A 22,197-nucleotide genomic window follows, 5' to 3' on the forward strand; every position below is an offset into this window, starting at 1 on the left:
CGCCCGCCTCGTCCGGCGGCAAGACATCGAAGGGGTGCGATAGAAACAAAAACGGCCCACAACACGAATGCTGTGGGCCGAGATGTGGTAGCGGGGGCAGGATTTGAACCTACGACCTTCGGGTTATGAGCCCGACGAGCTGCCTGACTGCTCCACCCCGCAACTGAACTGTGTGCCCGCTTGGGCCGGGTCTTGCGACCCTGTCGAGCGGTCTTGCGACCGGCGCGACGAGATGTGGTAGCGGGGGCAGGATTTGAACCTACGACCTTCGGGTTATGAGCCCGACGAGCTGCCTGACTGCTCCACCCCGCAACTGAACTGTGTGCCCGCTTGGGCCGGGTCTTGCGACCCTGTCGAGCGATCTTGCGACCGGCGCGACGAGATGTGGTAGCGGGGGCAGGATTTGAACCTACGACCTTCGGGTTATGAGCCCGACGAGCTGCCTGACTGCTCCACCCCGCAACTGAACTGTGTGCCCGCTTGGGCCGGGTCTTGCGACCCTGTCGAGCGATCTTGCGATCGGCGCGACGAGATGTGGTAGCGGGGGCAGGATTTGAACCTACGACCTTCGGGTTATGAGCCCGACGAGCTGCCTGACTGCTCCACCCCGCAATCGAGACCGAGAATTATAGGGACGACTGTGGAGGGGCGCAAGTCTTTTTTCCATCAAGGTCTTTCACCCCGCCGGACACGGCACCGCGAGCGCCGATGCGGGGACGCTCACAGGGTCTTGAGATACTCGAGCAGCGCGCGGCGCGCCGCCGGGGCGAGCCGGTCGCCGAAGTCGTGCCCCTGGTTGCCGTAGCCGTGGAGGCTGGTGTCGTAGATGTGCTTGCGCTCCGCCCAACTCATCGCCGCCGACTTGCCCGCGGCGAGACGCCGGTAGCGCCAGCCGAGACGCTCGGTGTCGTACTCGGGCAGCGCCTGGCCGCTGCGCTGGTGGCGCCAGAAGGCCGGGCGCGCGCCGCTCTCGAGCAGGTCGGCGAGGGTCGGCACCGCGCCGTTGTGCAGATAGGGCGCGGTCGCCCAGATACCGTCGAGCGGCGGCGCGACATAGCCCAGCCCGGGACGCGAGCGTCCCAGTTCGCCATAGAAGGAGTCGTGGAACCAGTCGAGGAAACGATCGGACTCGGCGAAGGCCGCCCGCGCCAGCGCCGGGTCGGTGCCGACCTTGCCGAGGGCGACGAGCTTGTTCGGATAGCGCCCGTCGGCGCCCTGGGTGCCGTGACAGCTCGCGCAGCGATCGGCGAACACGCGCTCGCCGACGCGCGCCAGCTCGGCGTCGATCGGATAGGGATAGGGCGGCGGGCGCAGGGTGGCGAGATAGGCGCGCACGTCGACGAACCAGGCATCGATCGCACGCGCCTCGGCGACGCTGTCGGTACAGGTGGTCGAGGCCAGGATCATGTAGCGCACATGATCACCGCGCCCCTCGCCGTTGTAGAAAACGGCGTGCTTCTTGGCGAGGTGCCACCAGGGCGGCACGCTCACCGGCAGCGGACGCGTCGGCGGCGGTGCGATCAGCGGCGTATCGGACCAGGCCAGGGTCTGCGGGTCGCGATGGGCCATCAGCGCCAGGGTGAGGTTGTTGGCCGAGTTCACCCCGATGGTGTCGGTCATCATGTAGTCGGCGATGCGCCCGATACGATCGGCCCAGCGCCGCCAGGCCGCACGCTCGGGACCGGGCGCGAGCCCCGCGCCGAGCGCCTCGATCGCCACCAGCGGGTCCGCGGTCAGATCGAGGAACTCGTTGCCCAGCCCGATCACCAGCTCGCCCTCGAGCGGCGCGGCATGACAGCCGAGACAGTTCGAGGTCACCAGCTCGACCCCGGCGGGGTCGACATGGGCGGTGAGCATATAGGGCAGCTCGGCGTTGCGCCCGGTACGCCCGGCGGGATTGAGCGCCGGCGCGCCCCCCGCCCCGGCGCGCGCGGCATAGGCGGCATGGGGCGGGCCACAGGTCACCACCGCGCGATTGAGCAGGGCATCGCGCCCGCGCACCGGATCGCCCGGGCGCTGCTCGGCGGCGGGGATGCGCCCGGCCTCGGCCTTCTCACCCGGACGGTCGCAACCGGCGAGCGCCAGTGCGAGCAGCATCCAGGACCAGCATCGACGATCACGCCAGCGCATCATTCACCCTCCCCGCGTATCCGCTGCCCCGGCCCGCCGGACTCGACCCAGCCCCAACCATCGATCACACGCCCCTCGACGCTGCCGGCGACCCGCACCGCCACGCCAGGCGCGATCGGCCCCGGCGCATCCTCCCAGGGCGCCAGCGCCACGGCCAGCGCGAGGGCGGGGATCTCGAGGCGCCAGCGCGCCGGGTGCGTGCCGCGCTCCTGCGCCTCGAGACGCAGCTCGCGCCGTCTGAACGCGCGCACCTGACCGTCGTCAGTGACCAGCACGCAGCCCGGGATCGGTCGCCCGCCCGCCTCGGCACGACGCAGCTCGACACAGGCCAGGGTGCGGGCCTCGTCGAGCTGGAGCGTCAGCCGGGTGAGGCGCAGCCCGACACCAGCACCCTCCCCGCCCCCGGCCCAGAGATGCTCGAACCAGGCGCGCCCCTCGACCGCGCGCGGCCGGCCGTCGACGAGCAGCTGCCCGCTCACGCTCAGCCCCGGCAACAGATAGCCTTGCGGGCCGGCGGTCGTCGCCTCGGCGCCGAGGGTCGCGGCAAGCCGCGCCAGCCCGAGCGCCGGGGCGCCGCCGGCGAGCACCAGCCGCCTCCCCGCGGCATCCTCGAAGCGCAGACGCCAGGGCGGGCGCCCCGGCCCGAGCGCGAGCGTCCAGTCGCGCACCCACACCCGCGGCGGGTCCGGCCTCGTCCCGGCCAGCCCGAGCACGGCGCGGGCGCGGCGCTGCTCGAACGCGACCCCGACCGGCCCCAGCCGCTGCGACCAGCCCCACAGCAGCCGATCGCCGCGCCAGGCCGAGAGCGGAGGATCGGGCGGTGTCGCCAGGGTCAGGCGGACGACCCCCAGGGTGAGCAGATGCGCCCGTCCATCGGTCTCCTCGACCCGCGCCTGGAGCCGCCACAGCTCCAGCCCCTGGGACGGATGGGTGCCATGGTCGGCGGGCAGGTCCAGCGGACCCGGCACCGCGCCGGGGGCGAGCAGCGCGGCGACCCCGGCGAGCAGCGCAGCATCCTGCTCGACGGGGGGCGGGGGCGCCTCGCAACCGCCGAGCAGCCCGACCAGCGCCAAGACCGGCAGCCGGATGCGGCTCAAGTACCGTCGCTCAGCGCGCCTTCCACACATAGATCGCCTCGGCCTCGGGCAGCAGCTCGCGCAGCTGCGCGAGACGGGTGGTATCGACCGGGTGGGTGCTGAGGAACTCGGGCGGTGCCGCCCTGCCCCGGCTGGCGGCCTGGAAACGCTGCCAGAAGGCGATCGCCTCGCGCGGGTCGTAGCCGGCGCGGGCCATGTAGAAGAGCCCCAGTCGGTCGGCCTCGAGCTCGTGGGCACGCGAATAGGGCAGGATCACCCCGAGCCGGGCGCCGACGCCATAGGCCTGTACCGCCAGGTCGCTACCCGGCACGCCCTGGGCGCCGAGCACCGCCGAGAGCAGTCCGGCGCCGAGTCCGGCGAGCATCTCCTGGGAGCGTTGCTCGGCGCCGTGACGGGCCACCACATGAGCGATCTCGTGGGCCATCACCGTGGCCAGCCCGGCATCAGTGCGAGCGATCGGCAGGATGCCGGTGTTGATCCCGACCTTGCCGCCCGGCAGGGCGAAGGCGTTGGGGCTGGGGTCCTCGAACAGCACGAACTCCCAGCGCGCCCCGGGCAGCTCGACGACCCGGGCGATACGCCGCCCGATGCGCTCGACGCGCGCCTGGGCGGCACGGTCGCGGGCGCGCGGCAGCTCGCGCTTGATCTGCGCGAAGCCACGGGCGCCGAGCCTGGCCTCCTCGGCGTGATCGATCAGCATCAGCTGGCTGCGCCCGGTCTCGGGCGCGCTGGCGCAGCCCCACAGCATCAGCGCCAGCAACCAGGGCAGCAGCCGGCGGGCGAGCGACGAGGGGGACATCCGGGGGCTCTCTCGTGCAGTGATCATTGCAGGGCAGATGGGGACGGAGACGGCGCGCCACCACCCCGGCGCGGCGGTGTACACTGGCCATTCGACGACGCGCCGCATCCCGCGGCCGGACTCCGTCGAGAGCGAGGAGATCGATGAGCAAGCTTCACATCCAACCCCAGACCCTGTGCCAGATCATCGGCAAGGTCCGCGAGTTCCAGGCCAAGGAGGAGGTGGTGCTGCCGGACGTCCCCTCGAGCCCGACCGAGGACTGGGGACTGCAGATGCTCGCCGACCACAGCGACGACATGGCGCTGGTGGCGATGACCGAGGCCATCGCCGAGATGAGCCAGCGTCAGCGTGCCGAGCTGGTGGCGCTGATGTGGCTGGGGCGCGGCGACTACGAGCTGGAGGACTGGGAGACGGCGGTCGATGACGCCATCGGCGAGTATTCGCTGCGCGCGGCGGCCTATCTGCTGGTCCACCCGATGGTCGCCGACGACCTGGAGGAAGGGCTGATCGCCTTCGGCTACTCCTGTCAGGACTGAGCCGGGTCGTCGCCCCGCCGGCGGCGGGGCGACGGGCGACTCAGTAATCGCGCAGCCCGAGCACGTCCTGCATGTCGAACTGGCCGCGCGAGCGCGCGCCGATCCAACCGGCGGCACGCACCGCACCGCTGGCGAAGGTCATGCGGCTGGAGGCCTTGTGGGCGATCTCCACGCGCTCGCCCTCGGCGGCGAACCAGACGCTGTGCTCGCCGACCACATCGCCGGCGCGGATGGTCTCGAAGCCGATGGTACGGCGCTCGCGCGCGCCGGTGTGACCCTCGCGCCCGTAGACGGCGACCTCGTCGAGATCGCGCCCGAGCGCCTCGGCCACCACCTCGCCCATGCGCAGCGCGGTGCCCGAGGGGGCATCGACCTTGTGACGGTGATGGGCCTCGATGATCTCGATGTCGACCTCGTCGCCGAGCACCCGCGCGGCGATGTCGAGCAGCTTGAAGGTCAGGTTGACGCCGACGCTCATGTTCGGCGCGAAGACGATGCCGATCGACTCGGCGGCCGCGGCGATCGCCGCACGCCCGGCCTCGTCGAAGCCGGTGGTGCCGATCACCATGCGCTTGCCGGCGCCGCGGCAGAGTTCGAGATGGGCGAGCGTGGCCGCCGGCGCGGTGAAGTCGATGAGCACGTCGAAGTCGTCGAGCACCGTCGCCAGCTCGGCAACGAGGGTCACGCCGAGCGCGCCGACCCCGGCCAGCTCACCGGCATCGGTGCCGAGCAGCGAACTGCCCGCGCGCTCGGTGGCGGCGCCGAGCACCACGCCCTCGGCCTCGGTGACGGCCTGTACCAGCGCGCGTCCCATGCGCCCGCCGGCACCGGCCACTGCGATCCTGATGTCTGTCATGTGAAGGATGTCCTTGTTGGCGGATGACGCACCGCGCGCGGCGCGGTGCGGCGAGTGCCGGGCCTAGAGCCCCATCTTCTCGAAGAAGCTCTTGACCCCGTCGAGCCAGGAGTGCGATTGCGGGTTGTGGCGCGAGCCGCCCTCGCGGACGCTCTCCTCGAAGTCCCGCAGCAGTTCCTGCTGACGCTCGGTGAGGTTGACCGGGGTCTCGATCACCACCTTGCAGATGAGATCGCCGACCGGGCCGCCGCGCACCGGCTTCACGCCCTTGCCGCGGACCCGGAACATCTTGCCGGTCTGGGTGCCGGCGGGGATCTTCAGCATCACCTTGCCGTCGAGCGTCGGCACCTCCAGCTCGCCGCCGAGCGCGGCGGCGACGAAGCCGATCGGCACCTGGCAGTAGAGGTTGCTGTCCTCGCGGGTGAAGATCGGGTGCGGCTGCACCTGCACCTGGACGTAGAGATCGCCGGGCGGACCGCCGAGTTCGCCGCGATCGCCCTCGCCGGCGAGGCGGATGCGATCACCGGTGTCGACGCCGGCGGGGATCTTCACCGACAGCGTCTTCTCCTCCTGCACCCGGCCCTGGCCACGACAGTGCGAGCAAGGCTCCTCGATCACGTGCCCGGTGCCGCGACACTCGGGACAGGTCTGCTGGATGGAGAAGAAGCCCTGCTGCATGCGCACCTGACCGACACCGCCGCAGGTGGGACAGGTCTTGGGCTTGGTGCCGGGCTTGGCGCCGCTGCCGCCGCAGAACTGACAATCGACCTGGGTGGGGATGCGGATGCTGACATCCTTGCCGTTGACCGCCTCCTCGAGCGTCAGGCTGAGGTCGTAGCGCAGGTCGACCCCGCGCTGGGCGCGGCGCCCGCCGCCCCCGGCACGACCGCCGAAGATGTCGCCGAAGACGTCGCCGAAGATGTCGGAGAAGGAGCCGGCGCCGCCGAAGTCACCGGCGCCGCCGAAGCCGCCCGGAGCGCCCTCGACCCCGGCATGGCCGAACTGGTCGTAGGCCGAGCGTTTCTTGGCGTCGCTGAGGACGTCGTAGGCCTCCTTGGCCTCCTTGAACTTGGTCTCGGCATCCGCGCCGCCGTTGCGGTCGGGATGATACTTCATCGCCAAGCGGCGAAAGGCCTTCTTGAGATCGGCCTCGCTGGCGTTGCGCTGAACACCGAGGACTTCGTAGTAGTCGCGTTTTGACATTGATTCATTCCAGCCGCAGCACGCCAGCCTCGGACGTGTTCATAAGCAGAAAGCGCACGGACGCAGAACGTCGGTACGCTTTCGCCACAAAGGTCGAGGCGGCCGCTTAGCGGCCGCTCACCTCACTTCTTGTCGTCTTTGACTTCTTCGAACTCGGCGTCGACCACATCGTCGGCACCGCCCTTGGCGCCGGACGACTGGGCGTCGGCGCCACCCTCGGCGCCGGCCTCGCCGCCGCCGGCCTCGGCGTTCTGGGCGTAGAGTCGCTCGGCCATCTTCGCCGAGGACTCGCCGAGGGTCTTGGTCAGCGCCTCGATGCGCTCCTTGTCCTCGCCACCCATGGCCTCCTCGAGGTCCTTGATGGCGCTCTCGATCGACTCGCGCTCACCGCTCTCGACCTTGTCACCGAGCTGCTCCATCGACTTGCGGGTCGCGTGGATCATGGTGTCGGCCTGGTTGCGCGCGGCGACCAGCTCCTGGAAGTGACGGTCGTCCTCGGCGTGGGCCTCGGCGTCCTTGACCATACGCTCGATCTCGTCGTCGGACAGGCCGGAGGAGGCCTTGATGACGATCGACTGCTCCTTGCCGGTGGCCTTGTCCTTGGCCGAGACGTTGAGGATGCCGTTGGCGTCGATGTCGAACTTGACCTCGATCTGCGGCACGCCGCGCGGCGCCGGCGGGATGTCGGAGAGGTCGAAGCGACCCAGCGACTTGTTGCTCGCGGCACGCTCGCGCTCGCCCTGGAGCACGTGCACGGTGACCGCGGTCTGGTTGTCGTCGGCGGTGGAGAACACCTGACCGGCGGAGGTCGGGATGGTGGTGTTCTTCTCGATGAGCTTGGTCATCACGCCGCCGAGGGTCTCGATGCCGAGCGACAGCGGGGTGACGTCGAGCAGCAGCACGTCCTTGACCTCGCCGCCGAGCACGCCGCCCTGGATCGAGGCACCGATGGCCACCGCCTCGTCGGGGTTGACGTCACGGCGCGGGGTCTTGCCGAAGAACTCCTCGACCTTGGCCTGGACCTTGGGCATGCGGGTCTGGCCACCGACCAGGATCACCTCGTCGATCTCGCCGGCGGTGAGACCGGCGTCCTTCAGCGCGGTGCGGCAGGGCGCGATGGTGCGATCGACCAGCTCCTCGACCAGCGACTCGAGCTTGGCGCGGGTGAGCTTGAGGTTGAGGTGCTTGGGACCGCTCTGGTCGGCGGTGATGTAGGGCAGGTTGATGTCGGTCTGCTGGCTCGAGGACAGCTCGATCTTGGCCTTCTCGGCGGCCTCCTTGAGACGCTGCAGCGCCAGCGGATCGTTGCGCAGATCGACGCCCTGCTCCTTCTTGAAGGACTCGACCAGGTGGTCGATGATGCGCAGGTCGAAGTCCTCGCCGCCGAGGAAGGTGTCACCATTGGTCGAGAGCACCTCGAACTGGTGCTCGCCCTCGATCTCGGCGATCTCGATGATCGAGATGTCGAAGGTGCCGCCACCGAGGTCGTAGACGGCGATCTTCTGGTCGCCGCGCTGCTTGTCCATGCCGTAGGCCAGGGCCGCGGCGGTCGGCTCGTTGATGATGCGCTTGACATCGAGCCCGGCGATGCGACCGGCGTCCTTGGTGGCCTGACGCTGCGAGTCGTTGAAGTAGGCCGGGACGGTGATCACCGCCTCGGTGACCTCGGCGCCGAGATAGTCCTCGGCGGTCTTCTTCATCTTCTGCAGCACCTTGGCCGAGATCTCCGGCGGCGCCATCTTCTTGCCGCTGACCTCGACCCAGGCGTCGCCGTTGTCGGCCTTGACGATCTTGTAGGGGACCATGTCCTTGTCCTTGCTGACGACCGAGTCGTCGAAGCGGCGGCCGATCAGACGCTTGACCGCGAACAGGGTGTTGGTCGGGTTGGTGACCGACTGACGCTTGGCCGACTGGCCGACGAGCACCTCACCGTCGTTGGTGTAGGCGATGATCGAGGGGGTGGTGCGATCACCCTCGGCGTTCTCGATGACCTTGACGCTGTCGCCCTCCATCACCGCCACGCAGGAGTTGGTGGTGCCGAGGTCGATACCGATGATTTTTCCCATGACTATCGTCTCCGAATTGTGTCGTATGGCGCCTTGGCGCCTGGCTGTTCGATCAGTTGGGGGAGCCCCCCAGGGCGTTCAAGCGATGCTCAGGCGGGCTGCTGGGAGACCAGCACCAGCGCCGGGCGCACCAGGCGGCCATTGAGCATGTAGCCCTTCTGGATCACCCCCACCACGGTGTTCGGCGCGACATCCTCGCGCGGCTGCATCGACATCGCCTGATGGAACTCGGGGTCGAAGGGCTGATCGATCGGGTCGACCTGCGCCACCCCGAACTTGTCCATCACGTCGCCGAGCAACTTCAGCGTCAGCTCGGTGCCCTCGCGCAGCTTGGCGACATCGGCGCCCTCATCCTGCGCCGCCTGATGCCCCAGTTCGAGACTGTCGCGCACCCCCAGCAGCTCGCGCACGAAGCCGTCGAGGGCGAACTTGTGCGCCTTCTCCAGCTCGTTGGCGTGACGCCGCTTGAGATTCTCGCCCTCGGCGTGGGCGCGCAGCAGTTGCTCGCGCAGCCTCTCGGCCTCGGCGCGCGCCTCGGCCGCCTCGGCCAGCGCCGCGCCCAGCTCCTCGGCGCTCGGCGCCGCCGGCTCGTCGGGGGCGACCTGCTGCTCGCCCTCGGGGGCGCTGTCCTCGACCGGCGTCTCGACCTCGGCCGAGGCCTCGGCGTAGGCCGAGACGGCGGCGCGATTGACCGCCTCGTCGCCCTGGCCCTGCTGCTCGGGCTGTTGCTCGGGGCGCTTCTGCTCTGGGTTCATTGTGACCTCCGAAATTCCGTAAACGACCGCGCCACCACGTCGGACATAGACATGGCAGCGCGTGATGAAACCTGGTTCCGCGCTAATTCTGACGCAACGCCGCAGCCAGCAGCCGCGCCGTGACATCGACGATCGGGATCACCCGCTGGTAGTCCATGCGGGTCGGGCCGATCACCCCCAGCACGCCGACCACCTCACCCTCGACCCGATAGGTGGTGGAGACCACGCTGCAGTCGTCGAGCAGCGCGTAGCCCGACTCCTCGCCGATGAAGATCTGCACCCCGTCGGCGGCGATGCAGCGATCGAGAATGTGGAGGATCTCGCGCTTCTCGTTGAAGGCCTCGAACAGCTGCTTGAGCCGATCCATGCTGGAGAGCTCGCCGAACTCCATCAGGTTGGTCTGCCCGGCGATGTAGCAGTCGTCCTTGCGGTCGGCATCCTCCACCACGCGGTGAGCGAGCACCGCCGCGTGCATCATCAACTGGTCCATGTTCTCGTGGGTACGCTTGAGATCCTCGAGCAGCCGCCGGCGCACCTCGTTGATGTCCTGTCCGGTGAACATCTGATTGAGATAGTTGGCCGACTGCTCGAGCTGCGCGGGCGAGAAACGGCGATCGGTGTTGATGATGCGGTTGTGGACCTCACCCTCGGTGGTGATGAGGATCGCCAGCACCCGCGAGTCGGACAGCGGCACCAGCTCGATCTGGCGAAAGGCGTTGCGCTCGTGGCGCGGCAGCATCACCACCCCGGCCAGATGGGTGACCCCGGAGAGCAGGTTGGAGGCGGTCTCGACCAGCGACTTGGCGTCCATCCCCGGCACGAAGGTACTGCGCAGCGAGGCGATGTCGCGCTCCGAGGGCGGACTGACCGTGAGCAGCGAATCGACGAACAGCCGATACCCGGCCGCCGTCGGCACCCGCCCGGCCGAGGTGTGGGGCGAGACCAGCAGCCCCAGGTCCTCGAGGTCGGCCATCACGTTGCGCACCGTCGCCGGACTGAGGTCGAGGCCGGTATCCTTGGCCAGGGTCCGGGAGCCGACCGGCTGGCCGTCCCTGATGTAGCGCTCGACCAACGCCTTCAGGAACAGCAGCGCCCGCTCGCTCACCGGGGAATCGAACTGTCGCGTCTCGCCTGCCAAGGTTTCAGCCGCCTACATCACTGGATCGCGCGGATGGACCATCGTCGACCTTCGCCTCACGCCCGCCACGCGGCGGCGGACATCAGGGGGGTCGACCCCGTTAGCACTCACCGTCAGAGAGTGCTAACACAGGAATTTAGGGATTTGCTCCTACCCTGTCAAGGCTGCCCCCGGACGCCTATTGGCGTGTCTGGCCGCCCATGCTAACGTTTATCGGTCCTGCCGTCCCCAACCCCACACAGAACTCCATGGCGCATTTCCAGACCATCGGCATCATCGGCAAGCAAGGCGACCCCGACAAGGCACGCAGCACCCTTCGCACCCTCTGCGCCTATCTGCGCGCGCACGCGCTCGAGGTGTTGCTCGACGCCGAGAGCGCCCATCTGCTCGATGCCCCCGTCGGCGCCGCCCGCCCGCTCGACGAGCTCGGCGAGCGCTGCGACCTGGTGATCGTGGTCGGCGGCGACGGCACCCTGCTGCACGCCGCGCGCGCGCTGGCCGCGCACGACGTGCCCCTGGTCGGGATCAACCTCGGGCGCCTCGGCTTCCTCGCCGACGTCTCGCCCGAGGAGATCGGCTCGGTGCTCGAGCGCATCCTCGAGGGTGAGTACAAGACCGACTCGCGCGCCATGCTCGAGGCGCGCATCCGCTGCGACCAGGCCCCGCCGCGCCGCGCCTGCGCGCTCAACGACGTGGTCATCCACAAGTGGAACACCGCGCGGATGATCGAGTTCGAGACCTATGTCGACGGCGTCTTCGTCAACGCCCAGCGCTCCGACGGGCTGATCATCGCCACCCCCACCGGTTCGACCGCCTACGCCCTCTCCGGCGGCGGCCCGCTGATCGATCCCGGACTCGAGGCCATCGTGCTGGTGCCGATCTGCCCTCACGACCTCGCCCACCGCCCGCTGGTGCTGCCCGCCGACCGGCACATCGAGGTGCGCGTCGGCCCGCTCGAGTTGGGACACGTGCAGATCACCTGCGACGGCCAGGACGAGCTCCAGCTGCCGCCCGGGGCAACGATCGAGATCACCCGCCACCCCGAGCGCGCCACCCTGCTCCACCCGCTCGGACAGGACCACTACCAGATCCTCCGCGCCAAGCTCGGCTGGGGCGGACGTACCCAGACCCGGCGGGCATGAACGGACACCCCACCGAGCACGGAGGCTGCGCGGCATGTTGACCCATCTCATGGTCCGGGACCTGGCCATCGTCAGCGCCGTCGAGCTGGAGTTCGAGGCCGCGATGAGCGCGCTCACCGGCGAGACCGGCGCCGGCAAGTCGATCCTCATCGACGCGCTCGGGCTGGCCCTCGGCGACAAGGCCGAAACGACGATGATCCGTCCCGGTTGCACGCGCGCCGAGATCGTCGCCGGCTTCGATCTCGGCGCCAACCCAGCCGCACGCGACTGGCTGCGCGCCCACCAGCTCGAGGGCGACGAGGACGCCTGCATCCTGCGCCGCCTGCTGGTGGCCAAGGGGCGCTCGCGCGCCTATGTCAACGGCCACCCCACCACCGCCGCGCAACTGCGCGAACTCGGCGAGCTGCTGGTCGACATCCACGGCCAGCACGCCCACCAGTCGCTGCTGCGCGCCGAGGCCCAGCGCGACCTGCTCGACGCCTACGGCGGCCACCGTGCGCTCGCCGAGCAGGTCGCCGCCGACTTCCGCGCCTATCGCGACCACGCCCGCGCCCTCGAGCGCGCCGAGCAGGAGGCGCAGAGCCGCGCCGAGCGCCTCGAGCTGCTGCGCTTCCAGGTCGAGGAGTTGGAGGCTGCGGCGATCGATGCCGCGGAGCTCGAACAGCTCGACGGCGAGCAGCGCCGTCTCAGCCATCTCGAACAGCTCCAGAGCGGCACCGCCACCGTACTCCAGGCACTGGCCGAGGGCGAACCGACGATCTGCGATCAGCTCGCCGCCACCCTCGCCGAGATCGAGGATCTCGCCGCCATCGACCCCGCGCTCGGCGAGGCCCGCGAACTGTTGGAGACGGCGAGCATCCATGCCGGCGAGGCGGCCGCGGCGCTGCGTCACTATCTCGACGGGCTGGAGCTCGACCCCGACGCCCTGGCCACGGTCGAGGCCCGGCTCGAACAGCTCCAGGCGCTGGCGCGCAAGCATCGCATCTTTCCCGCCCAGCTGCCCGAATACCTCGCCGAGCGCCGCGCCGAACTCGACGCGCTCGAACAGGCCTCGGTCGCGCTCGCCGGGCTGGCCGAGGCGCGCGAGGCGGCCTGGGGGCGCTATCTCCAGGGCGCCGAGGCACTGGGCGAGGCGCGCACCGCCGCCGCCACGCGTCTCGAGGAGACCCTGAGCACGGCGATGGGCGAGCTCGGCATGGCCGGCGGACGCTTCGCCGTCGCGCTCGAACCCCTGCCCACCGAGCGCGCCGCAGCCGGCGGGCTGGAACGGATCACCTTCATGGTCAGCGCCAACCCCGGCCAGCCGCTGCAGCCGCTCGCCCGGGTCGCCTCCGGCGGCGAACTCTCGCGCATCGGCCTGGCCATCCAGGTCGCCACCGCCGCCTGCGGGCGCATCCCCACGTTGGTCTTCGACGAGGTCGACGTCGGCATCGGCGGCGGCGTGGCCGAGATCGTCGGTCGGCTGCTGCGCCGTCTCGGCGCCGAGCGCCAGGTGCTCTGCGTCACCCACCTGCCCCAGGTCGCCGCCCAGGCCCACCGCCAGCTGCGGGTGCGCAAGGAGCGGCGCGAGGGCGAGACCCACACCCGGATCGATCCGCTCGACGAGTCGGCGCGCATCGAGGAGATCGCGCGCATGCTCGGCGGCACCGAGATCACCCGCCGCACCCGCGACCACGCCAGCGAGATGCTCGACCGCGCCGCCGCCACGCCTCCATCCTGAAACCCGCCCAGAGGTCGCCATCGCACGGGCGCCACCCGGCGCCCCGACGAACCGCACATGAACGTACGCACACGCTTCGCCGGCGGACTCATCGCCATCCTCATCGTCGATCTCGCCGTCGGACTCTACGGTTTCCATCTCCACAAACAGGCCGCCGATCGCGAGTCCGAGATCCGCGCCCGCAGCTCGCAGATCGTCACCACCGCGCTCACCGCCCAGGTCAGTTTCAAGACCCAGGTGCAGGAGTGGAAGAACATCCTGCTGCGCGGCCAGGACCCCGAGCTCTACCAGCGTTATCTGGCACAGTTCGAGCAGGAAGAGGTCGAGACCCGTGCCGCCGTCGCCCGGCTGCTCGAGCTGCTGCGCGACCACGACCCGCGGGTGCGCGCCAGCGCCGAGCACTTCCTCGCCGCCCACCTGCGCCTCGGCTCGGCCTATCGCGACGCGCTCGATCACTATCGCGCGGAGGACCCCGCCGCCCAGCTCAGCGTCGACCGCGACGTGCGCGGCATCGACCGCGAGCCGACCGAGTTGATCGATCGTCTGGTGGCCGAGGCGCGCGCCCACGAGCGCATCCAGATCGCCGCCATCGACCGCCAGACACGCGCCGCCGAGTTCAAGGTGCTGGCGCTGGTGCTCGGGGTGATGAGCGTGGCCGTGGCGGCGCTGATCTGGCTGCTCGATCGCACCATCGGCCAGCCCATCGCCACCGCAACGGCGATCGCGCGGCGGGTGAGCGCCGGCGACTTCTCCACCCAGATCCAGGTCAGCGGCAACGACGAGCACGCACAGATGCTCCATGCCCTCAAGCACATGCAGGAGAATCTCGCCAACTCCCAGGAGCACCTGCGCCAGAGCGAGGCGCGCTTCCGCCTGCTGCTCGAATCCACCGGCGAGGGCATCTACGGCGTCGACACCCAGGGCCGCTGCACCTTCTGCAACCCCGCCGGCGCGCGCATGCTCGGCTACGACTCGCCGCAAGCACTGCACGGACGCGACATGCACCGCACCCTGCACCACTCGCGCGTCGATGCCAGCCCCTATGCCGCCTGCGACTGCAAGGCCGCGCGCACCCACCGCGACGGCACCCCGGCGCGGGTCGACGACGAGGTGTTCTGGCGCGCCGACGGCACCAGCATCCCGGTCGAGTACCACGCCAACCCGATCTATCGCGACGGCAGCCTGGTCGGCGCGGTGGTCACCTTCGCCGACATCTCCGCGCGCAAGCGCGCCGAGCAGGCGCTGCGCAACGCCCATCAGGCGCTCGCCGAGGAGCGCGCGCTGCTTGCCGAGCGGGTGCGCGAACGCACCGCCGAACTCGATCGCGCCAACGTCGAGCTGGCGCGCAGCGCCCGCGCCAAGGACGAGTTCCTCGCCGCGATGAGCCACGAGCTGCGCACCCCGCTGACCTCCATCCTCGGACTCTCCGAGACCATCGGTGACACCCTGCTCGGGCCGCTCACCGCGCAGCAGGCGCGCGCCATTCACACCATCCATGAGAACGGCGCCCATCTCCTCGAACTGATCAACGACATCCTCGACATGTCGCGGGTGGCCTCGGGGCAGATGCAGCTGCGCTGGGACCAGATCCCGGTCAACCAGCTGTGGGAGGCGAGCCTGCGGCTGATCGGCCCGGCGGCCAAGCGCAAGTCGATCGCCATCGCCACCGACATCGACCCGGCGGTGCGGCTGGTCCAGGGCGACAGCCGGCGGCTCAAGCAGATGCTGGTCAACCTCCTCGGCAACGCCGTCAAGTTCACCCCGGAGGGCGGGCGCATCGGGCTCGAGGTGCGCGCCGACGCCCCCCGGGGCGAGGTCCATGTCTGTGTCTGGGACACCGGTGTCGGCATCGCCCCGGAGCAGCGCGAGCGCCTCTTCCAGCCCTTCGTCCAGCTCGACAGCCGGCCCTCGCGCCAGTACGACGGCAGCGGGCTGGGGCTGGCGCTCGCCGCAGGCATGGCCGAGTTGCACCACGGACGCATCGAGGTCGAGAGCGAGCCCGGCGCGGGCAGCCGCTTCGACATCGTGCTGCCCTGGGATCCGGCCGCGCAGGAGGCCGGCGACGAGCCCGGGAGCCACGCCGCGGGCGACGACGAGACCGCGGAGGCAGACGCGCTCGGCCAGGTCCAGGTGCTGCTGGTCGAGGACAACGAGAGCAACCAGGAGATGATCGCCACCTATCTGCGCATCCGCGGCTGCGCGGTCGCCACCGCCCGTAGCGGCAAGGCGGCGCTGGCGCTCGCGCGCGAGCGCCGACCGGACGTGATCCTGATGGACGTGCAGATCCCCGGCATGGACGGGCTCGAGACCACCCGACGGCTGCGCGAGGCGCCGGCGCTGCGGCGCACCCCGATCATCGCCCTGACCGCGCTGGCGATGCCCGGTGATCGCGAGCAGTGTCTCGATGCCGGGATGGACGACTATCTGAGCAAGCCGCTCGGGCTCAAGGAGCTCTACAACACCCTCACCGGCTGGGTGCGGCGCACCCGCGAGGGCTGAACGGCCGCAGGCTCAGGACAGCACCAGCCGCCGGCACACCACGCACTTGTTCTTGCCCCGTTTCTTCGCCGCGTACATCGCCTGATCGGCGCGGCGCACCAACAGCTCAGGTGAGCTGGCGTGATCGGGATAGATGGCGATCCCGGCGCTGGCCCCGACTCGCACCCCCTGAGAGTGCAGCTGCTCGGCATCACCGATCAGCGTGATCAGCTTGTTGCCGAACTGGTGCGCGGTATCGGCGTCACCGACCTCGGAGAGCAGGATGGCGAACTCGTCGCCGCCGAGCCGAGCGACGGTATCGGCGCGACGCACCCCCTGGCGCAACAACACCGCAACCTGCTCGAGCAGCCGGTCGCCGGCATGATGGCCGAAGGTGTCGTTGACCTGCTTGAAGCCGTCGAGATCGAGATAGAGCAGGCCGTAGCGCCGCCCGTAACGCATCGCGCTCTCGTGGAGCCGTTCGAGCCGGTCGAAGAACAGCGTCCGGTTGGGCAACCCGGTGAGTCGATCGTAGTGCGCCAGCGTCACCAGCTGCGACTCGTAGAGACGCCGACGGATGATGCCGAGCGCCAGGTACCAGGAGCCGACCGCGATCACCAGCAACACCCCGGCGCCGAGCATCAGCAACCGCGTCAGCAACCCGCCGGTGTAATGCTCGATCACCGCCGCCGGGACCTGCGAGACCAGATACCAGACATAACGCTCGGTGCCCGGCGCGGTGCGCGCGAGATGACCGACACCGAGTCGACGTCCCGGCTCCAGCGGATGGAGTTCGGCAAAGGTGAACAGCCCGTTGTCGGTATGGACCTGACCCTGTTCGTGCGCGCGCAACAAGGCCCACTCGCGCGGATAGTCGTTGTCGAAGCGCCGCGCCGCGCGCTCCGGGATCATGAAGCCCCAGGTATCGTCCTCGCGCGGGCTGAGCATCCAGTAGCCATCGGCGTTGAGCAGCGCAAGCTCACCGCTCATCGCCGCACCGGCGGTGGCCAGACGATCGAGCAAATGCTCGCCGAGATAGTTGATCAGCACCACGCCGCGCTTGTTGCCGACGGCATCGAACACCGGGGTGCCGAGCCGGATCATCGGCTTGAGCGGACGCTCGAGGCCACCGTGCTCGATGTTGAGATCGAAGGGCGAGACATAGACCTGCCCGCGGCGCAGCGCCAGGCTGGCGGTGAAGTAATAGCGATGGTGCTTGTCCTGGAGATCGGCGTTGCGCACCACCGCCGGGGCACCGTCGTTGTAGTTGACCCGCACCCGCTCACGCCCCTCGAGATCGAGGAAGCGCAACTGGTCATAGACCCCCTTGAGGGTGGAGAAGGCGAGATATTCGTCGGCGATGGCCGAGCGCAGGTGTTGCGTGTCGCCATCAACGAGCAGCCATTCGAGCTCGTTCTGACCGGCGAGGACGAAGAGGTCGCCGATGACGTCGTCGAAGGTGCCGTGGACGAGATAGCGCAGCAGCTCGATGCGATAGCGCTCCTGCTCGGCGGTGTTCTCGAGATAGCGCTTGACCTCGGACTGGTAGAAGATGGCGCCGAGACCGCCGATCACCGCGGCGATGGCGAGAAAGATCGCGAAGAACAGGGTCAGCGAGTGCGCAATCAGCCGGTCCTGTCGCTCCCCCCCGCCATCACGTTCAGCATCTTGTCCCGTTTGCACCAGGCTCTCGTCCTACCACACACCCGACCACCATTGCCGCCCCAACCGGTTCACGGCACTGGCGCGATGGTACGCCGCCCCACCCTCGGGTGCCAGTCGGCGGGCGGCGCGCGGGACGGCGAGAGCCACCGCCCCGCGCCCTGGCTCAGACCTTGAACTGGCCGACCATCTCCTGCAGCTCGGCGGCGAGCTTGGCCAGCTCGTCGCTGGAGGCGGCGATCTGACCCGAGGTCTGCGAGGTGGTGTCGACCGACTGGGCGATGTTGGCGACATTGCGATCGATCTCCTCGGCCACCGCACTCTGCTCCTCGGCGGCACTGGCGATCTGGGTGTTCATGTCGTTGATCTGCGCGATCGCCCCGGCGATGGTGGTCAGCGACTGGCCGGCGCGGGTGGCCTGCTCGACCGTCTCGCTCGAACGCACGCGCCCCTGCTCCATGGCACCGACGGCGCTGTTGGCCCCCTCCTGCAGGCGCTCGATCATCGCCTGGATCTCCTTGGTCGAGGTCTGGGTGCGACTGGCGAGGTTGCGCACCTCGTCGGCCACCACCGCGAAGCCGCGTCCCTGCTCGCCGGCGCGCGCGGCCTCGATCGCGGCATTGAGCGCGAGCAGATTGGTCTGCTCGGCGATACCGCGGATCACGTCGAGCACCTTGCCGATCTCGTCGCTGTCGGACTCCAGGCGGTGGATGACCCCGGCGGCCTGCTCGACCTCGTTGGCCAGCAGACCGATGGCATCGATCGTCTCGCGCACCACCCCGGCGCCCTCGGTGGCCTCGCGATCGGCCTCGCGCGCGGCCTTGGCCGCGTCGTTGGCATGGCGCGCGACCTCCTGGACGGTGGCGGTCATCTCGTTCATCGCGGTGGCCACCTGATCGGTCTCGGCGTGCTGGTGCTGGACCTGTTCACGCGTCCCGTCGCTGGTCACCGACAACTCCTCGGCGGCCGAGGCGAGCTGGCTGGTGGCGCCACTGACCTGACGGACCAGATCGTGGATGCGGGTGACGAAGGCGTTGAAGGCGGTCGCCAGCTGCGCCACCTCGTCGCGCCCCTCGGCCGGCAGACGCTGGGTGAGGTCGCCATCGCCGCTGGCGATGTCCTCGAGCGCGCCGACCACGCCGCGCAACGGTCGCACCAGACTGCGGCTGAGCAGCACGATCAGCGCGCTCATCACCGCAAGCCCGACCAGGCCGATCAGCACCACCTTGGTGATCATGGCGTTGACGTGCGCCAGCACCTTGCTCACCGGCAAGGCCATGGCGATGGTCCAGTGCTGCTCGGTGCCGGCGAGCGCCAGCGGCTGGGAGATGACCAGCGCCTCGCCATCGAGGCTGTCGCTCCAGCGCTGGGTGACGAAGGACTCGCCACGCTCGAGCGCGGTGACGAAGCGTCCCATGTCCTCGCCGAGCACGTCGGTATCGGTCTCGCGCAGATCCTTGCCGAGACGGCGTTCGTCGGGGTGGGCGATGACCGTCCCCGTGCCGCTGAACAGCGCAGTCACACCGTCGAAGGGACGGATCTTGGCGACCTGGGCCTGGAGATCGGAGATCAGCAGATCGACCCCGACCACGCCGACCACCCGACCCTGCTCGAGGATCGGCACCGCGATCGAGGTGAGCAGCTGATCGACGCCGCCGAGCGCGTAGAGATAGGGATCGAGTACCACCGTCTTGCCGCTCTGCTTGGCCAGGCGGTAATAGTCGCGGGTCTCGTAGTCCTCGAGGATCTCGGTGCCGATGGTCTCGCCGTCGCGATACCAGTAGGGGATGAAGCGCCCCGTGGCATCGTGCGCCTCGGTGCCGGCGAAGCGTCCGTCCTCACCGTCGAAGGCATCGGGCTCCCAGACCATCCAGGCGCCAACCAGCTCCTGGTGGTCGCGCAGATAGGACTGCAGCAGCCCGGAGAAATAGTCGCGACGCACCCCAACCGGGATCTCGTCGCGGCCATGGAGCACGCTCATCAGCGCGGTTACCCCCTCGAGCTCGGCCATCACCGAGCTGGCCAGCTCCACGCCCTGGGCGCGCGCGACCTCCTGGGAGAGCGCGATGGCCTGCTCGGTGGCCGACTCGCGCACCACGTCGCGCACGAACAGGATCACCCCGAGCAATACCACGATGGTCACCGGGATCAGGGTGACCAATAACTTCTGCATCATCGTCAATCGGTTCAGCATGACTGCGGGCCCTCGTCACGATAGCAATCTATCGATCGGTTGTTCTGTGTACGAAACGGATAGCGACATGCCCGAAGCCGTTTTCACGGACATAACAGCGACGCAGAACCAGGCCGCTGAGCTACCATGCTCGTTTGTCTCGGGCCACGACAGAGGAAGGCGGACCATGCCCCCGGAACTACAGGCATTCATCTCGATCGGGTCGAACATCGCGCCGACCCAGAACATCATATGCAGTCTGGAAATGCTCCAGACAATGCCGCAGACGCGGCTCAAGCGCCGTTCGTCCTGGTATCGCACGCGACCTTGGGGAATTGAGAACCAGGCTGAATTTATCAACCTGGTGGTGGAGGTCGAGACCGCGCTCGATCCCGAGACCCTGCTCGAACACACCCAGACGATCGAACAGCGACTCAACCGTCATCGCACGGTGCGCAACGGTCCGCGCACCATCGATCTCGACCTGCTGTTGCACGGCGACCGGGTGCTGACGCTGCCGCATCTGACACTCCCCCACCCCGGTCTGCACCAGCGCGACTTCATGCTGATCCCGCTGCTCGAGATCGCCCCCGAGGCCCATCACCCCACGCTCGGCCCGTTGCAGGCGTTGCGCGACGCGGTGAGCTACCGCCAGATCATCGAGCGGATCCCTCAGCCGGAGACCGACGGGCTGGCCGAACCCGCCTGAGCCCTCAGCCCGCGCCGGGATAGAGCGGCGCGAGCGGCGTGGCGCGGGCGGTCTCGGTCGAGGCGTCGGTCAGCGCCGGCGCGAGCCGCGCCCAGCAGCCCGCCCCGTCCCAGGGCTCGCCCGTCGGGGCATAGAGCGCACGCTCGAGCGCGGCCAGGGTCGCGCCCAGCCCGGGGCGACCGAGCCGCCGCCCCAGCTCCACCGGCCCGCCAGGGGCCGACGCGCCCCAGCGCGCCCGCCCCCAATCGAGCAGCGCCGCACGCGCGGCGCGCGGGTCGTTGGCGCGACAGGCCGCCTCCACCCGGGCCCGCGCCGCGCCGAGATCCACCGAGGCGCTCGGCGGCGCCACCGGCGCCTCGCCCCCGGCACGGCGGCGCCACCACAGCCAGATCAGCGTCGCCGCCCACCCCAGCCCCAGCACCAACGCAACCCAGGGCCAGGGACCGGCCCCGGCCGAGCCCCGCCCACCCTCATCGGTCGCGACCGGTTCGTCCCCCGCCACCGTCTCGGCAACGGCCGCCGAGGCCGGGCGCGAGGGCAGCGGCGCGCCGGGCGCCGGCGCGACCTCCAGGGTGCGCGCCGGGATCACCGCCTCGCGCGGGCGATCGTTGACCAGGTCCCACCAGACCAGACGCACCTCGGGCAGGTGCAGCGGACCCGGGCGGGTCGGGATCAGCGCGATCTCGTGGCGCGCGCTGGCGCGCACCTCGCCGGCGGCGAGCCCGTCCTCGACCCGCGGACGACCGGGGTAGCGCTGCGCGCCCTCGACCTCGGGCAGCACCAGCTCGGGGAGCTGGGTGGCGCTCGCGCCCTCGACCTCCAGCGTCAGCACCCGCGTCAGCGGCTCGCCGACCACCGCGCGCGGCGGGGTCTCGGCCCAGTCCTCGCGCAACCGCACCGCACTCGCGGGCAACCAGGGCTCGGCGGCGGCGTCCGGGCGCGCTCGCACCTGCAGGGTCAGCGTCTCGGCGCGCTCGACCAGCCGCCGCTCGCCGCCCCCGGCGCCGAAACCCGAGAGGCTGGGGAAGTCGCGATAGAGCGCCCCCGGACGGGGCGCGGCGGCGAAGATGACATCGAGCCGCGGCCCCTCGACCCGCAGTGCCCCGCTGTGCTGGGGGATGAGCAGATAACGGCGCTCGACCCGGGTGTACTCGACGCCGTCGACCACCGCGCGGGAACTCCGGTCCTCGCCCAGCGGCTCGACGATCGCGCCCTCGGCCAGCGGCGCCGAGAGCGCCGCCTGCAGCGGGCGCTCGCGCAGCAGGATCGCCACCCGATAGACCAGTGCCTGCTGCACATAGGGGGCGGCGGTCTCGACCTCGGCCTCGACCCGGGCCAGGGGCGGCGCTCCCGGCTCGGCATCGCGCCGCGCCCCGGCCTCCACCACCTCCACCCGGCGCGGCTCGGTGCGCGCCGCGCCGAGCGTGATCGGGGCGATCTCGATCACCCCGGGATGACGCGGCGCGAGCACCAGGGTCCATACCCGCAGCCGCGAGATCGTGCCGTTGATGATCCGCATCTGCTCGGCATGGCTGCGCTCGAGCACCTCGAAGTCCTGCTCCAGCCGACGCAGATCGGGCTCGCCCTTGAGCCCGCCATCGGCGATCAGCCGCGCCACCAGAGTCTCGTTGAGCGCCAGGCGCTGACGCTCGAGATCGAGCCGCAGCTCAGCCGACTGCGCCAGGGCGCCGAGCGACCAGCCGACGAGCAGGAGGATGAGCAGAACAGGCAAC

The 22,197-nt window shown here is 69.9% G+C and carries 16 protein-coding genes and 4 tRNA genes; 5 read left to right on the plus strand and 15 right to left on the minus strand.

What is annotated here, in order from left to right:
• Nucleotides 1–85: 85 nt before the first annotated feature.
• The 7 genes from EDC29_RS08630 to EDC29_RS08660 all read right to left on the minus strand — a co-directional run bounded on the left by EDC29_RS08630 (nucleotide 86) and on the right by EDC29_RS08660 (nucleotide 4,026).
• Nucleotides 86–162: transfer RNA gene (locus EDC29_RS08630), tRNA-Met, on the minus strand.
• A gap of 73 nt (nucleotides 163–235) precedes the next feature.
• A tRNA-Met gene (locus EDC29_RS08635) sits at nucleotides 236–312 on the minus strand.
• A 73-nt stretch (nucleotides 313–385) separates the two neighbouring features.
• Nucleotides 386–462, minus strand: a tRNA-Met gene (locus EDC29_RS08640).
• A gap of 73 nt (nucleotides 463–535) precedes the next feature.
• Nucleotides 536–612 (minus strand) — tRNA-Met (locus EDC29_RS08645).
• A 108-nt stretch (nucleotides 613–720) separates the two neighbouring features.
• Entirely contained in the window at nucleotides 721–2,097 is a 1,377-nt protein-coding gene (locus tag EDC29_RS08650) for a c-type cytochrome (protein ID WP_132229439.1), read from the minus strand.
• A gap of 32 nt (nucleotides 2,098–2,129) precedes the next feature.
• A complete protein-coding gene (locus tag EDC29_RS08655; RefSeq protein WP_165913469.1) occupies nucleotides 2,130–3,227 on the minus strand; it encodes a carotenoid 1,2-hydratase in 1,098 nt (365 codons plus the stop codon).
• A gap of 10 nt (nucleotides 3,228–3,237) precedes the next feature.
• Nucleotides 3,238–4,026, minus strand: coding sequence for a M48 family metallopeptidase (locus EDC29_RS08660; RefSeq protein ID WP_132229443.1), 789 nt, complete (start codon nucleotides 4,024–4,026; stop codon nucleotides 3,238–3,240).
• 143 nt (nucleotides 4,027–4,169) lie between these two features.
• Here EDC29_RS08660 and EDC29_RS08665 point away from each other — a divergent pair, with 143 nt between their 5' ends.
• Nucleotides 4,170–4,562 carry a DUF3775 domain-containing protein gene (locus EDC29_RS08665; RefSeq protein ID WP_123141365.1) on the plus strand — a complete coding sequence of 131 codons (393 nt, stop codon included), beginning with the start codon at nucleotides 4,170–4,172 and terminating at the stop codon, nucleotides 4,560–4,562.
• Nucleotides 4,563–4,602: 40 nt separating this feature from the next.
• On the opposite strand, the gene dapB is transcribed toward EDC29_RS08665, so the two are convergent.
• From dapB to hrcA, 5 genes are all read right to left on the minus strand, one after another.
• Nucleotides 4,603–5,418, minus strand: coding sequence for a 4-hydroxy-tetrahydrodipicolinate reductase (gene dapB / locus EDC29_RS08670; protein WP_123141366.1), 816 nt, complete (start codon nucleotides 5,416–5,418; stop codon nucleotides 4,603–4,605).
• Nucleotides 5,419–5,481: 63 nt separating this feature from the next.
• Entirely contained in the window at nucleotides 5,482–6,621 is a 1,140-nt protein-coding gene (gene dnaJ, locus EDC29_RS08675) for a molecular chaperone DnaJ (protein WP_132229445.1), read from the minus strand.
• Nucleotides 6,622–6,743: 122 nt separating this feature from the next.
• Nucleotides 6,744–8,687, minus strand: a complete 1,944-nt coding sequence (gene dnaK / locus EDC29_RS08680) for a molecular chaperone DnaK (protein ID WP_123143427.1) — start codon at nucleotides 8,685–8,687, stop codon at nucleotides 6,744–6,746.
• Nucleotides 8,688–8,776: 89 nt separating this feature from the next.
• The gene (grpE, locus tag EDC29_RS08685; RefSeq protein ID WP_123141369.1) at nucleotides 8,777–9,442 is read right to left on the minus strand and encodes a nucleotide exchange factor GrpE; all 666 of its coding nucleotides are present in this window, start codon (nucleotides 9,440–9,442) and stop codon (nucleotides 8,777–8,779) included.
• A gap of 82 nt (nucleotides 9,443–9,524) precedes the next feature.
• Nucleotides 9,525–10,580, minus strand: a complete 1,056-nt coding sequence (gene hrcA / locus EDC29_RS08690; protein WP_123141370.1) for a heat-inducible transcriptional repressor HrcA — start codon at nucleotides 10,578–10,580, stop codon at nucleotides 9,525–9,527.
• 248 nt (nucleotides 10,581–10,828) lie between these two features.
• On the opposite strand from hrcA, the gene EDC29_RS08695 reads away from it, so the two are divergent.
• From EDC29_RS08695 to EDC29_RS08705, 3 genes are read left to right on the plus strand one after another with little or no spacing between them, the layout of a single operon-like run.
• Nucleotides 10,829–11,722, plus strand: a complete 894-nt coding sequence (locus EDC29_RS08695) for an NAD(+) kinase (protein ID WP_165913470.1) — start codon at nucleotides 10,829–10,831, stop codon at nucleotides 11,720–11,722.
• 34 nt (nucleotides 11,723–11,756) lie between these two features.
• The gene (recN, locus tag EDC29_RS08700; protein ID WP_123143308.1) at nucleotides 11,757–13,442 is read left to right on the plus strand and encodes a DNA repair protein RecN; all 1,686 of its coding nucleotides are present in this window, start codon (nucleotides 11,757–11,759) and stop codon (nucleotides 13,440–13,442) included.
• Nucleotides 13,443–13,499: 57 nt separating this feature from the next.
• Nucleotides 13,500–15,941, plus strand: coding sequence for a response regulator (locus EDC29_RS08705; protein ID WP_132229447.1), 2,442 nt, complete (start codon nucleotides 13,500–13,502; stop codon nucleotides 15,939–15,941).
• Between the two features lie 12 nt (nucleotides 15,942–15,953).
• Here the strand turns inward: EDC29_RS08705 and EDC29_RS08710 are convergent, their stop codons facing one another.
• Nucleotides 15,954–17,603, minus strand: a complete 1,650-nt coding sequence (locus tag EDC29_RS08710) for a sensor domain-containing diguanylate cyclase (RefSeq protein ID WP_132229449.1) — start codon at nucleotides 17,601–17,603, stop codon at nucleotides 15,954–15,956.
• Between the two features lie 145 nt (nucleotides 17,604–17,748).
• Nucleotides 17,749–19,755: a methyl-accepting chemotaxis protein gene (locus EDC29_RS08715; RefSeq protein WP_242466039.1), complete on the minus strand. Its 2,007-nt coding sequence runs from the start codon at nucleotides 19,753–19,755 to the stop codon at nucleotides 17,749–17,751.
• A gap of 187 nt (nucleotides 19,756–19,942) precedes the next feature.
• On the opposite strand from EDC29_RS08715, the gene folK reads away from it, so the two are divergent.
• Complete coding sequence (folK, locus tag EDC29_RS08720; RefSeq protein ID WP_132229451.1) at nucleotides 19,943–20,464, plus strand: 2-amino-4-hydroxy-6-hydroxymethyldihydropteridine diphosphokinase; 522 nt, start codon at nucleotides 19,943–19,945, stop codon at nucleotides 20,462–20,464.
• Between the two features lie 4 nt (nucleotides 20,465–20,468).
• Here folK and EDC29_RS08725 read toward each other — a convergent pair whose 3' ends face one another.
• Entirely contained in the window at nucleotides 20,469–22,196 is a 1,728-nt protein-coding gene (locus EDC29_RS08725) for a BatD family protein (protein ID WP_165913471.1), read from the minus strand.
• Nucleotide 22,197 lies beyond the last annotated feature (1 nt).

Origin of the sequence: Marichromatium gracile (genome assembly GCF_004343155.1) — a bacterium.
Lineage (GTDB): Bacteria > Pseudomonadota > Gammaproteobacteria > Chromatiales > Chromatiaceae > Marichromatium > Marichromatium gracile.

Coding starts and splice junctions, on each gene's coding strand:
- EDC29_RS08650 (WP_132229439.1), bottom strand. CDS start 2,097: ATGCTGCTCGCACTGGCGCTCGCCGGTTGCGACCGTCCGGGTGAGAAG.
- EDC29_RS08660 (WP_132229443.1), bottom strand. CDS start 4,026: ATGTCCCCCTCGTCGCTCGCCCGCCGGCTGCTGCCCTGGTTGCTGGCG.
- EDC29_RS08665 (WP_123141365.1), top strand. CDS start 4,170: ATGAGCAAGCTTCACATCCAACCCCAGACCCTGTGCCAGATCATCGGC.
- dapB (WP_123141366.1), bottom strand. CDS start 5,418: ATGACAGACATCAGGATCGCAGTGGCCGGTGCCGGCGGGCGCATGGGA.
- dnaJ (WP_132229445.1), bottom strand. CDS start 6,621: ATGTCAAAACGCGACTACTACGAAGTCCTCGGTGTTCAGCGCAACGCC.
- dnaK (WP_123143427.1), bottom strand. CDS start 8,687: ATGGGAAAAATCATCGGTATCGACCTCGGCACCACCAACTCCTGCGTG.
- grpE (WP_123141369.1), bottom strand. CDS start 9,442: ATGAACCCAGAGCAGAAGCGCCCCGAGCAACAGCCCGAGCAGCAGGGC.
- EDC29_RS08695 (WP_165913470.1), top strand. CDS start 10,829: ATGGCGCATTTCCAGACCATCGGCATCATCGGCAAGCAAGGCGACCCC.
- recN (WP_123143308.1), top strand. CDS start 11,757: ATGTTGACCCATCTCATGGTCCGGGACCTGGCCATCGTCAGCGCCGTC.
- EDC29_RS08705 (WP_132229447.1), top strand. CDS start 13,500: ATGAACGTACGCACACGCTTCGCCGGCGGACTCATCGCCATCCTCATC.
- EDC29_RS08715 (WP_242466039.1), bottom strand. CDS start 19,755: ATGCAGAAGTTATTGGTCACCCTGATCCCGGTGACCATCGTGGTATTG.
- folK (WP_132229451.1), top strand. CDS start 19,943: ATGCCCCCGGAACTACAGGCATTCATCTCGATCGGGTCGAACATCGCG.